This window comes from Micromonospora sp. RL09-050-HVF-A (genome assembly GCF_019374995.1).
GTDB lineage: Bacteria > Actinomycetota > Actinomycetes > Mycobacteriales > Micromonosporaceae > Micromonospora > Micromonospora antibiotica.
The window spans coordinates 2,030,779-2,042,932 of sequence record NZ_JAGKQP010000002.1 but is presented as its reverse complement, the minus strand read 5'-3'; the positions used below and the strand labels follow the sequence as shown (position 1 = coordinate 2,042,932).

Annotated in this window: 8 protein-coding genes; 4 read left to right on the top strand and 4 right to left on the bottom strand. The window is 72.1% G+C overall.

All coding sequences use genetic code 11. From position 1 onward, the window contains the following. Nucleotides 1–163 precede the first annotated feature (163 nt). Nucleotides 164–1,561: a xylulokinase gene (gene xylB, locus J7462_RS08830; protein WP_219463375.1), complete on the bottom strand. Its 1,398-nt coding sequence runs from the start codon at nt 1,559–1,561 to the stop codon at nt 164–166. Between the two features lie 112 nt (nt 1,562–1,673). Then, on the bottom strand, nt 1,674–2,654 hold the full coding sequence (locus tag J7462_RS08825; protein ID WP_308290832.1) for a WYL domain-containing protein: 981 nt from the start codon (nt 2,652–2,654) through the stop codon (nt 1,674–1,676). Nucleotides 2,655–2,717: 63 nt separating this feature from the next. Here J7462_RS08825 and J7462_RS08820 point away from each other — a divergent pair, with 63 nt between their 5' ends. Next, nucleotides 2,718–3,671: an alpha/beta fold hydrolase gene (locus J7462_RS08820; RefSeq protein ID WP_255597643.1), complete on the top strand. Its 954-nt coding sequence runs from the start codon at nt 2,718–2,720 to the stop codon at nt 3,669–3,671. On the opposite strand, the gene J7462_RS08815 is transcribed toward J7462_RS08820, so the two are convergent. Next, the gene (locus J7462_RS08815) at nt 3,578–3,994 is read right to left on the bottom strand and encodes an SDR family NAD(P)-dependent oxidoreductase (RefSeq protein ID WP_219463369.1); all 417 of its coding nucleotides are present in this window, start codon (nt 3,992–3,994) and stop codon (nt 3,578–3,580) included. The genes J7462_RS08820 and J7462_RS08815 overlap by 94 nt on opposite strands. Nucleotides 3,995–4,191: 197 nt before the next feature. On the opposite strand from J7462_RS08815, the gene J7462_RS08810 reads away from it, so the two are divergent. Genes J7462_RS08810 through J7462_RS08800 form a run of 3 tightly spaced genes read left to right on the top strand, consistent with a single transcriptional unit; the run spans nt 4,192 to nt 8,737 of the window. After that, nucleotides 4,192–5,154, top strand: coding sequence for a 3-oxoacyl-ACP synthase III (locus J7462_RS08810; protein ID WP_219463367.1), 963 nt, complete (start codon nt 4,192–4,194; stop codon nt 5,152–5,154). After that, complete coding sequence (locus J7462_RS08805; protein ID WP_219463365.1) at nt 5,151–7,733, top strand: alpha/beta fold hydrolase; 2,583 nt, start codon at nt 5,151–5,153, stop codon at nt 7,731–7,733. Before J7462_RS08810 ends, J7462_RS08805 begins: the two co-directional genes overlap by 4 nt. Further along, nucleotides 7,730–8,737, top strand: a complete 1,008-nt coding sequence (locus J7462_RS08800) for an NAD(P)-dependent oxidoreductase (protein ID WP_219463364.1) — start codon at nt 7,730–7,732, stop codon at nt 8,735–8,737. The genes J7462_RS08805 and J7462_RS08800 overlap by 4 nt, the downstream gene beginning before the upstream one ends. Nucleotides 8,738–8,804: 67 nt before the next feature. On the opposite strand, the gene J7462_RS08795 is transcribed toward J7462_RS08800, so the two are convergent. Further along, complete coding sequence (locus J7462_RS08795; protein ID WP_255597641.1) at nt 8,805–12,020, bottom strand: BTAD domain-containing putative transcriptional regulator; 3,216 nt, start codon at nt 12,018–12,020, stop codon at nt 8,805–8,807. Nucleotides 12,021–12,154 lie beyond the last annotated feature (134 nt).

Sequence of the window (12,154 nt, the reverse complement as noted above, 5' to 3'; positions counted from 1 at the left end):
GACGGACGGACGAATGCTGGACACCGGGTCCGGCTGGCGCGTCGCCCGCGTCGCGGGCGTACCGGAGAACGCGTACGCCACCGCGACGGTCGTCGGCGGTGACCGCCCGGAACGGACCCGGGCGCATCGCCGTCAGCGCCCGACCCGCTCCGCGCCGCCGGGGTCACGTCGGCAGCGGTAGCGCCCGTTGGCGGACGTCGACGTAGCGCTCGTAGACCCCGGGGGTGCCGTCGGCGGTGGCCTCCTCGGCCTCCACCGGCCACGGCGGCGGCTCGACGTCGCCGGACAGCGCCCAGGCGGCCTGCCGCGCCGCGCCGAGCGCCACGTACTCGGCGGGGCGCGGCACGCTCACCGGCGCACCGAACAACGCCGGTGCGACCGCCCGCACCGCGCGGGACCGCGCCGCACCGCCGATCAGCAACACCCGGTCGACCGGGACGTCCTGGGCGCGCAGCGCGTGGAGGGCGTCGGCGATGCCGCCGAGCATGCCCTCCACCGCGGCCCGCGCCAGGTTCGCCGCCGACGCGTTCGCCCGGGTCAGGCCGGCGAGTAGGCCACGCGCGTCGGGCAGATCGGGGGTGCGTTCCCCGTCCAGGTACGGCAGCAGGGTCAACCCGCCCGCGCCGGGTTGCGCCGCGAGCGCCAGGTCGTCCAACTCCGCCAGTGACCGGCCCAGCAGGTCGGCGACCGTGACCAGCACCCGGGCCGCGTTGAGCGTGCAGACCAGCGGCAGGAACCGGCCGGTCGCGTCGGCGTACCCGGCCACCAGCCCGCTGGCGTCGGCGGTCGGTACGTCGCTGCGCCCGTACACGCACCCCGAGGTGCCCAGCGAGACCACCACGTCACCCGGCCGCAGGTCGACGCCGAGCGCCCCGCCCATGGTGTCGCCGGTGCCGGCCGAGAGCAGCGCCCCGGAGGCGGTCTCCCCGACCACCTCGGCCGGCCCGGCCACCCGGGGGAGTGCCACGTCCCGACCGAACGCGAGCCGCACCAGGTCCTGCCGGTACGCGCCGACGGCCGGTGACCAGTAGCCGGTGCCGGACGCCTCACCCCGGTCGGTCGTCGGCTCCCCGCCGTCGGCGCGCAGCCGGTGGGTGAGCCAGTCGTGGGGTAGCAGCACCATGCTGGTGCGGTCCGCCAGCTCGGGCTCGGCGCGGGAGAACCAGCGCAGCTTGGTGACCGTGAAGCTGGCCACCGGCACCAGCCCGACGGCGTCGGCCCATGCCTTCGGGCCGCCGAACTCGGTGGTCAGGTCGACGGCGGCACGCGCCGAGCGGGTGTCGTTCCACAGGATGGCGGGGCGCAGCACCTCGCCCGCGTCGTCGAGGCAGACCATGCCCTGCTGTTGTCCGGCGACGCCGATCGCGGCGACTCCGTCCAGCAGGCCGGCGCTGGCCTGCTCGTACGCGGCCCACCACGACCGTGGGTCGATCTCGGTGCCGTCGGGGTGTGGGGCGCGGCCCGCGCGGAGCACCTCGCCGGTCTCGGCGTCGCAGACCACGACCTTGGTCGACTGGGTCGACGAATCGACCCCGGCGACGAGGGTCCTCGCGTCACCCATGGCGATGCCTCCGTAGCTCGGGACCCGACCCTACGTCCAGCACCCGGATTAGTTCAATGGCTATGCAAAATTCGGCGTCGCCTTGACCGTGGAGCACCGTCGACGACGTTGCTCATCGCCGTGGCGTCCGAGGCGCGTGCTGCTGCGAGCCGTACCGCTCGACGAGCACGGTGCCGATCGCGGCCAGCTGGTCCCGCACCCCCGGCGGGCCGGTCACCTCGAGGTAGTCGACCAGCCCGGCAAGCTCGCCGGCGAGGATCCTCTCGTCGTTGCCGCGGATCACGACCTCGATACGGCCGTCGGTGGTGGAGCCTCCCACGTCGAGTCGAGCGCCGAACCCCATCCGGAGCACGCCTACCGCGTGGGGCGTGCACGTCGCGTGGGCCTCGACCGGTGTCCGCCGGCGCTCGACCTCGTCGGCGATCTCGCGCCAGCTCTCGGCGAGGTCGAAGTCCTCGGGTCGGTGCACGGGATCGGTGGTCGGGGCGACGGAGGACACGCGGTCGATCCGGAAGGTCCGCCGGCCGGTCCCGGTGGTGGCGACGAGGTACCACGACGGACCCTTGGCGACGATGCCCAGCGGGTGGACGGTCCGCTCGGTGCCGGTGCGTTCCCGGTCGACGTAGCCGAGCCGGACCTGGACGCCGCGGATCACCGCGTCCTGGAGTTCGCCGAGGAAACGCGGCGGTCGGGCCTCGACCGGGCTCGACCCCCACCGTTGCGGGTCCATGACGAGTGACGACGACGCCGCTTCGGCCTGCGCCCGGAACGGCTCCGGCAGGGCGTGGGCGAGTTTGCGCAGCGCCGCCTTCACCGTCGGCGTGACCGCCGAGGCCGGGCCGGCGACCAGGAACAGGGCGCGGGCCTCACCCGCGGTCAACCCGGACAGGTCGGTGCGGGCGCCGCCCACCAGGCGCCAGCCGCCGCCCCGGCCCTGCACGGAATACACCGGTACGCCGGCCATGCCCAGGGCGTCGAGGTCGCGGCGGGCGGTGCGCTCGGAGATCTCCAGCTCCCGGGCGACCTCCGCCGCGGTCACCTGTTCGCGCTGTTGCAGCAGGAGGAGGATGGCCACCAATCGGTCGGCTCGCACCCGGACGACACTGCCACGGAAACCGGTCAGGAGGTGACCGGTTTCGGTCGGCATGATGCCGGCATGACAACCGATTTTCCCGAGCCCACCCGCATCGCGGTCAACGGTGTGGAACTCGAAGTCTTCGAAGCCGGCCGGCACAACGCAGGTAGTCCCATCGTGCTCTGTCACGGCTGGCCGGAGCACGCCTTCTCCTGGCGTCATCAGGTGCCGGCCCTGGCGGCGGCGGGCTACCACGTGATCGTCCCCAACCAACGGGGCTACGGCAACTCGTCCCGTCCCGCCGACGTGACGGACTACGACATCGCCCAGCTGTCCGGTGACCTCGTCGCCCTCCTCGATCACTACGGCTACGCCGACGCCACCTTCGTCGGCCACGACTGGGGCGCATTCGTCGTCTGGGGCCTGACCCTGCTGCACCCGCACCGGGTCAACGGCGTGGTGGCGCTGAGCGTGCCCTACCAGGAGCGCGGAGAGGTGCCGTGGATCGAGGCTATGGAGGCCGTGCTCGGCCCCGACTTCTACTTCGTGCACTTCAACCGGCAGCCGGGCGTCGCGGACGCCGTGTTCGAGGAGAACCCGTTCCGGTTCCTGCGGAACCTGTACCGGAAGAACGTGCCCCCCGCAGAGCCCCAGCCGGGCAACGCCCTGATCAACCTCGCCAGGGCGGAAACCCCGCCCGGTGAGCCCGTCATGAGCGACGACGAGCTGGCGGTCTTCGTCTCCGCCTTCGAGTCGGCAGGCTTCACGGGCGGAATCAACTGGTACCGGAACCTGGACCGCAACTGGCGGCTGCTGGCAGCTGCGGACCCGATCATCCGACAGCCCACCCTCATGATCTACGGCGACCGTGACCCGGTCGCCAGGGCGGAGAGGTTGACGGCATTCGTGCCGAACGTGGACGTGGTCGGTCTGGACTGCGGTCACTGGATCCAACAGGAGAAACCGCAGGAGACGACCGGGACGATCCTGGCGTGGCTGGACCAGCGGGCAGCCGCACCGGCGTACGCCCCGTAGGTCGGCATGGCGGCCTTGCCGCCGATCGAGCTGATGTTGATCACGCGACCCCCGCCGTGCAGGGGCGCGGGCAGGAGTGCCTGGGTGACGGCGACGTTGCCGAACAGGTTGACCTCGAACACCCGCCGCCACTGCGCCATCGGCAGTGCTTCGACCGGCGCGTTCACCGGGATTCCCGCGTTGTTGACCAGCGCGTGCACCGTGCGCGGGTCGTCGCCGACCCGGGCGGCGAGGGCCGCCACCTGCTCGGCGTCGGTGATGGCGAGGATGACCGGTTCGACGCCGGTCGTACGGATGGCGTCGGCGTCGGTGCCGCGTCGCACCCCGGCCAGGACATGGAATCCCGCCGGGCAAGTTCGCGGGTGGGTGACGTTCGCCGCGATACCGATCGGCCGTTGGTGATTGGTGGAACCGGGCGGATAGCTTCGAGTTCTCAAGGTGGGCGACGGGCGGAGGATGGATGACGCGTGGCAACGCTGAGTATCGCTACACGAACACGGCGATAATGTCGGTGGCGGCTGTGGAAGCTCCGGTCGTCGTCACCTCCGACCAGTTCGACGAGCAGCTGAGCGAGACCTTCCGGCGGCTGAGGTTGCGCCCACGGATGCTTCAGCGGATCGCCGGCGTCCAGGAGCGGCGTTGGTGGCCGGAGGGTTTCGGGTTTGCCGACGCGGCGGCGACTGCCGGAGCGAAGGCGCTGTCGGAGGCGGGTGTCGACGCGCATGACGTCGGCCTGCTGATCAACACGTCCGTGTCTCGAGCGCATCTGGAGCCATCGACGGCGGTGGCGATCCACCACGCCCTGGACCTGCCGCCGTCGGCCTTGAACTTCGACATCGCCAATGCCTGCCTCGGGTTCGTCAACGGGATCCAGGTCGCTGCCAACATGATCGACGCCGGACAGATCCGGTACGCGCTGATCGTGGCGGGCGAGAGTGCCCGCGAGGCGCAACAGGCGACGGTCGAGCGGTTACGCCGGTCCGACTCCACCCGCGACGACGTCCGGGAGCAGTTCGCCACGTTGACCCTCGGGTCAGGCGCCGCCGCGATGGTGCTGGCCGCCGCCGACGCCCACCAGGAGGGGCACCGCCTGGTCGGCGGGGTGAGTCGGGCGGCCACGCAACACCACACGCTGTGTGTCGGGGACAGCACGCGGATGCGTACCGACGCGAAGGGTCTGCTCGACGCGGGGGTGGACCTCGCGGCGGCGGCCTGGGCGCGCGCCGGGGCGTGGGACTGGCAGAACATGGACCTCTACGTCATGCACCAGGTTTCGGCGGCGCACACGCACGGCGTCGTCAGCCGGCTCGGCCTCGACCCTCGGAAGGTTCCCGAGACGTTCCCGTTGTGGGGAAACGTCGGCCCGGCGTCGCTGCCGCTGACCCTGGCTCACCACGCCGGATCGCTCAACTCAGGTGACCGGGTGCTGTGTATGGGGGTCGGCTCCGGCCTGAACACGTGTGCCCTGGAGATCGTGTGGTGAGCAATCGAGACACCGTGTCGCCGCTCGGGCTGTCGGGACTGGACAGTGCCTGGTCCCGGTGGGTCACCGCGGTAGACAGTCAGGGCGTGCAGCGCACCTGGCATGTGCTGGACACCGCTGCCGAGGAGTCGGCCGGTCCGGTCCGACCCGTGGGGACCATCCTGTGCGTGCACGGCAATCCGACCTGGTCGTACCTGTGGCGACACCTGTTGGCCCGGTTCGGGCGGGTTGACGCACCGGCGTGGCGGGTGGTCGCCGTGGACCACCTGGACATGGGGTTCTCCGAGCGCACCGGCACCGTACGTGGGCTGGCGCAGCGGATCGACGACCTCACCACGGTTACCGACGCGCTGGGACTGACCGGGCCGGTGGTCACGGTCGGGCACGACTGGGGCGGGTCCATCTCGTTGGGCTGGGCACTGCGGCACCGTGATCAACTACGCGGTGTCGTGTTGACCAACACCGCGGTGCACCAGCCGAGTGGGTCGCCGGCGCCCACGCTGATCCGCCTGGCCCGGCTGCCCGGCGTGCTGCCGGCGGTGACCGTGCGGACCCCGACGTTCCTGCAGGCCACCCTCGCCCTGGCGAACCCGTGGCTGCCGGAGCCGGCGCGAGAGGGCTATCTCGCTCCGTACCGTGGGGCGGACCGGCGGGCGGCGATCGGCGGCTTCGTCGCGGACATCCCGCTCGGATCCGACCACGCGAGCTGGCAGGCGCTGCAAGACGTCGCACAGGGTCTGCACACGCTGGCGGAGATCCCGACACTGCTGTTGTGGGGGCCGCGTGACCCGGTCTTCGGCGACGTGCATCTGCGGGACCTGCGCAACCGGTTGCCGCATGCGCGGTTGCACCGGTTCGAAGGCGCCGGTCACCTGCTCCCCGAGGATGCTGATGTCGCCGGTGCGGTGGCTCGGTGGCTGGTTGAACTGGACCGCCGGCCCGCCGACCCGACTCCGGCATCTGCACCGGCACCGGCGGTGCCATGGCGTCCGCTGTGGGCGGCGTTGGCCGAGCGCGCCGAGGACCGGTCGGTCGCCCTGGTGGAGCTGGCGAACAACGGCCGGCAGGTCAGCTGGTCCCTGTTGTGGCAGCGGATCCGGGAGATCGGGGCCGGGTTGTCGGCCTCCGGAGTGCGCCGCGGTGATCGGGTGGCACTACTCGTACCGCCCGGGGCCGACCTGACCGCCGCCGTCTACGCGTGTCTTCGCATCGGTGCGGTGATCGTGGTGGTCGATCCGGGTCTGGGACTGGCCGGCATGAGTCGGGCCCTGCGCAGCGCGGACCCCGCGCACCTGGTGGCCGTCGGCCGGGGCCTCGCCGTCGCCCGGGCCATGGGCTGGCCCGGACGGCGTATCGGAGCCGGGCCGGGTGCCGCCGCGTTGGGGGCGTTGACCCTGGGTGGGCTTGCCCGCCTCGGTGTCGACGTCCGGGAACTTCCGGCCCCCCCACAACCGGACGACGACGCGGCCGTGCTGTTCACCTCCGGTTCCACCGGGCCGGCGAAGGGTGTGGTTTACACCCATCGCCAACTCGCCGCGATGCGTGACGCGCTGTTCGAGCTCGGGGTGAACACCGACGCCGGGATCGTGGCGGCTTTCGCGCCGTTCGCACTGTTCGGGCCGGCTCTCGGTGCCCCTTCGGCGATCCCGGACATGAGGGTCACCGCACCAGGGACGTTGACCGCCACCGCCCTCGCCGAGGCGGCAGCCGCGGTCGACGGCTCGGCGGTGTTCGCGTCACCGGCCGCGCTACGCAACGTGGTCGACACCGGCGACGCGTTGGACGATCGTCACCGCGCCGCGTTGCAGGGGGTGACATTGCTGCTCAGCGCGGGCGCGCCGGTGCCCGCCGCGCTGCTCACCCGGACGCGGGTGCTGATGCCCAAGGCGCAGCCGCACACCCCCTACGGAATGACCGAGGTTCTCCCGGTCACCGACGTCACCCTCGACGAGATCGTCGACGCCGGGCCGGGCGACGGTGTCTGCGTCGGCCGGCCGTTGCCCGGTGTCCAGGTGGCGATCGCGGCCCTGGACACGACCGGCACGCCTGCCGAGCAACCCGGTTGCGCTCCTGGGCGCACCGGCGAGATCCTGGTCAGGGCCGCGCATGTCAAGGACCGATACGACGGGCTCTGGCTGACCGAGCGGGACAGCTCCCGCAATCCCGGATGGCACCGCACGGGCGACGTAGGCTACCTGGATTCCGACGGCCGACTGTGGGTGCAGGGTCGACTTGCCCACGTCCTGGTCACGTCCGACGGCGTGCTCACTCCGGTCGGGACCGAACAGCGAATCGAGTCGTTGCCGCAGATCGCGCGGGCCGCAGTGGTCGGTGTGGGACCGCCCGGGGTGGCAAAGGTCGTGGTCATCGCCGAAACCCTGCCCGGGAGCCGCCGTGCCCGAATGGCCAGCCGTGACCTGGCCGCCGCGGTACGCGCCGCAGCCGCGACACCCGTCGCGGCCGTGTTGGTGGTCCCGGCCCTGCCCACGGACATCCGCCACAACTCGAAGATCGACCGTACCCGGCTGCGGCACTGGGCGGAACGAGTGCTCGCCGGCGGGGGGTTGCGCCGCCCGTGAAGATCCTCGTCACCGGTGCCAGCGGCATGCTCGGCGGCGCCACCGCCGCGGCTGCGCGGATGCGCGGCGACCACGTCCGCGTCCTGCAGCGTCGGCCCAGCGGCCTGGTCGGGGTCGACGAGCACCGCGGCGACATCACCGATCCGGAAGCGGTACGCGTGGCCACCGAAGGCGTCGACGCCGTGGTCCATCTGGCCGCGAAGGTGTCGATGACCGGGCCGTGGCAACACTTCGCACACACCAACATCGGTGGTACGGCCACCCTGCTCGCCGCCGCCCGGGCAGCCGGCGTGACGCGATTCGTGCACGTGTCCTCGCCGTCGGTGGCCCACCACGGCACCGGCCTGGCCGGCGTCGGCGCCGGCGCCGCCGACCCGGACCGTGCCCGGGGCCACTACGCCCGGAGCAAGGCCTCGGCGGAGTTGCTCGCGCTGGCCGCCGACTCGCCCGGCTTCGCCGTGGTGGCGATCCGCCCCCACCTGGTCTGGGGGCCGGGCGACACCCAGTTGGTGGGTCGGATCGTCGAGCGGGCCCGGGGCAACCGGCTGGCACTGGTCGGCCGGGGAACCGCCCTGATCGACACGACGTACGTCAGCAACGCCGCCGACGCCCTCGTCGCCGCGATCGACCGGGCCCCCGAGGTCGGCGTACACGGACAGGCATTTGTCGTGACGAACGGTGAGCCGCGGACGGTGCACGAGCTCGTCGACCGGATCTGCGTCGCCGCCGGTACGGCGTCACCGAGGCTCCGGGTGCCGGTGGCCGTGGCAAAGGCCGGCGGCGCCGTGGTGGAGCGGCTCTGGTCGGCGCTTCGGCGCACCGAGGAACCGCCCATGACCCGGTTCCTGGCCGAGCAGTTGTCCACCGCCCACTGGTTCGACCAACGCCGGACCCGGGAGGCACTGGGCTGGTCACCGCAGGTGACGCTTGAGGAAGGCTTCGTTCGGCTGGCCATGGCGTACCGGAGCACGGTCCCCGCCCCCGCAGCCACTGGCGGGGACTGAGCGCGGCACCGCCGACCACGCCGGTGGCGACACCGCGCATGCCGGGACCGCGCCGCTCGTGGTGCCGTCACTTGTCGTAGTCATAGTCATGCTTGTTGTGCGCCGGTGCCGGCCTGCTTCCTCGTGGTGGGGTCGCTGGCGCTTGACGGGTGGCCTGCGTGCGGTGCCCGGGCAGGGACTCCGACGCGAGAAGGGCGAGTAGCTTCTCGATTCGTTCGGTGCCCGGCTGGTGGCCGGTCAGGGTGTGCGACTGGGCCGCCAGCCCGGCGCTGCGCCGGGCGGCGACCACGTCACCGGCCGAGTATTCGGCTGCGGCGCGGGCGGCGAGCGCCCGGCCTTCGAGCAGCAGATAGCCGCACTGCCGCGTGATGGACAGCGCCGCATGGCACCAGGAGGGTGCCGCAGGCTCGTCGATTTCGGCGAGGCTGACGGTGATGTCGGCCTCGATGTACCGATCCGCGGTGGTGCGCGCGGTTCGCAGGGCATCCAACAGGGTGCCGGGTTTCCGCTCGACGACGCCCAGGATGTGGAGAGCGAGCGCTTCGACCCGGGGCTCGACCGGTGCGCGCGCCATGTCGAGTGCCTGCCGGGCGAGGCTGGCCGCGTGCGGATGGTCGCCACGGTCGCAGTGGACCCGAGCCAGCGCGCACAGGGTGGTGGCACGGCCCCGGCTGCCCGTCTGCTCATGGAGTTCCAGCGCCTCGGTCAGTGTCCGTAGTGCATCGTCGGACCGGCCGAGAAGGTGGTAGACGACGCCCAGGTTGCTCAGGATGAGGGCCCGGCTGGAGGTTGCCCCGCCCTGGTGTGCCAGGGTGAGCGCCGCGTGGTGATGGTCTGCGGCCTCGCGGAGCCGTCCGAGGTCGGCGCAGACCAGTCCGAGGTTGTTGTGGTTGACGGCGACGCCTGCGGTCCGGCCGTTGCGCCGGTTGAACTCCAGCGCCCGCTCCATGACCCGCAGGGCTTCACGCGGCTGGCCGGTCATCCGGAAGACCGGTCCCAGGTTGCCCAGCGCGGCCGCCTCGCCGTCGCGCCACCCTGAACGGTTCGCGGCGAGCAGCGCCAGCTGGTAGTCGTCGATCGCCTCGGGGAACCGTTCCAGCCGCCAGTGCAGGGCGGCGAGACTCAGCCGGGCCGCCGCCTCGGCCTGCTCGTGCCGGTCGGCCCGGGCCGCGGAAAGACCGATCCTCGCGACCTCGGACCATTGCGTGGTGTGCATCCCCAGCCACAGGTAGCCGCGTAGCGCGTCCGCCAACGACCAGGCGAAGGTGTGCAGTTCCTGGTGCGCGGCATGGCGTGTCACGGCGACGAGGTTGTGCCGGTGCGCGTCGAGCCAGGCGAGAGCGTCGACATGGGCGGCGAATCGCATCGGTGGACCGGCGGGCGCGGGTAGCTGCGTGGGTACGCGCAACACCTGTGGATACAGCCGGTCGGCTGCGGCGTACACGCTGAAGAGGTACCAGGACAACAGGTCGACGAGTCTGTCCCGGTTGTCCTCGACCGCCGCCAGCTCGGTCACGTACCGGCCGAGCAGGTCGTGGGTGCCGAAATGGCCCGGCGTCCGCTCCTGCGCCAGGTGCGCGTCGGCGATCCGGGCGAGCATGTCCGCCGCCTCGCCGGTTTCGCACCGCAGCATCGCGGCGGCCGACTCCGCTGTCACGTCGCAGCCGGGCACCAGGCCGAACAGCCGGAAGAGCCGCTGGAGTCGCGGTGGCAGAGTCCGGTAGGAAACGGCGAACGCCGAACGCACCGCGACCTGCTCGTCGTCACGGACGGTCAGCACGGTCAGCGGGTCGCCCGCGCGAAGCCGCGCCAGGTAGCCGCTGACCATCTCGTGCGGGCGGGCGTGCAGGTCTGCTGCGGCGATGCGCAGGGCCAGCGGCAGGTGTGCGCAGTCACGGGCCAGTTCGGCGAGAGCGTCCCGCTGCTCGACGACCCGTTCCGCGCCGATGACGCGGGTCAACAGTTCGGTGGCCTCCTGCGGCGCGAGCACGTCCAACGACAGCCGCTGCGCGTCGTGCCGGGCGGCCAGCCCACCGAGGCGATCACGGCTGGTCACGATCACCAGGCAGCCGGCGCCGCCGGGCAACAGCGGCCGTACGTGCGCGGTGTCGCGGGCGTTGTCCAGCAGGATCAGCATCCGCCGGTCGGCGAGCACGCTGCGGTAGAGATCCGTCGCCTCGTCGACGTCGTCCGGCACCCGGGTGGGCGGCACACCGAGCGCGCGAAGGCAGCGCGACACCGCCTCCAGCGGTGCTGTCGCCGCGCCGGGCGAGTAACCGCGCAGGTCCAGGAAGAGCTGCCCGTCGCCGAAGAGTGGCCGTACCTGGTGCGCCCACCGGACCGCCAGCGCCGTCTTGCCCACCCCGGCCGTCCCGATGATCGCGACGACCGCCAGGGCGCCGCTTTCCCGGGCCTGGTCCAGCATCGTGTCCATCGCGGCGAGTGCGTCGCCGCGACCGGTGAAGGTGGACAGGCCGGCGGGCAGTTGGGCGGGACGCGGAGCGGATCCGGGTTCCCGGACCGGTGGTGCGGGCCTGTTCGGCGGAAACTGTTGCCGCAGTACCCGTACGTGGGCCTCCGCGAGCAGCGCTCCCGGCTCGATGCCCAGCTCGTCGGCGAGGAGGCGGCGGATCCGCTCGAACACCCGCAGCGCCTCGGCCCGGTGTCCCGATCCGGCCAGTGCCGTCATCAGCCGCACGGCTAGGCCCTCGTGCCACGGGTTCCCGGTGACCAGCTCGCGCAACGGCGCCACCACGGCGGCGTGTCGACCGAGTGCGAACTCGGCGTCGAACAGGTCCTCGGACGCGGCAAGCCGCTTGTCGTGCAGGGCGGCGGCGGCCGCCGGTACGAACGCGCCGGACGCCCCGGCGAGTGCCGGGCCACGCCACAGCGCCAACGCCTGCCGTAACAGGATGGTGGCCCGTTCGTGCTCGCCGGAGTCGGCATACCGACGGGCAGCTTCGGTCAGCCCGGAGAAGACCACCACGTCCAGGTCGTCGCCGGCCAACTCAAGGCGGTATCCGCCGGAATCGGAATAGATCGTCTCGGGTATCCCGGCCGCACGGGTCAGTTGTCGCAACCGGGAGACACAGACCTGGACCTGCGCGCGTGCGCGGGTGGGGAGAGCTCCGCCCCACAGCGCCTCGGTCAACTGCTCCGCCGACACCACCACGTTGGCATTGAGCAACAGAAACGCCAGCACAGCGCGTTGTTGGGGTCGTCCCAGCGGCACTCGCCCGCCCCGCACCACGGCCTCGACCGGGCCGAGCAAGCGCCATGTCATCCAGCCCCCACATCGATGTATCGAACTTGATTCTATGTGTCGCCTCCAGGGCGGCTATCGGATGGCTAGCCGATGGCAAGCCGGGCCGCGCAGCCTGATGGAGCCGGGCGGACGGTCCGGAACATGGGGTAAAG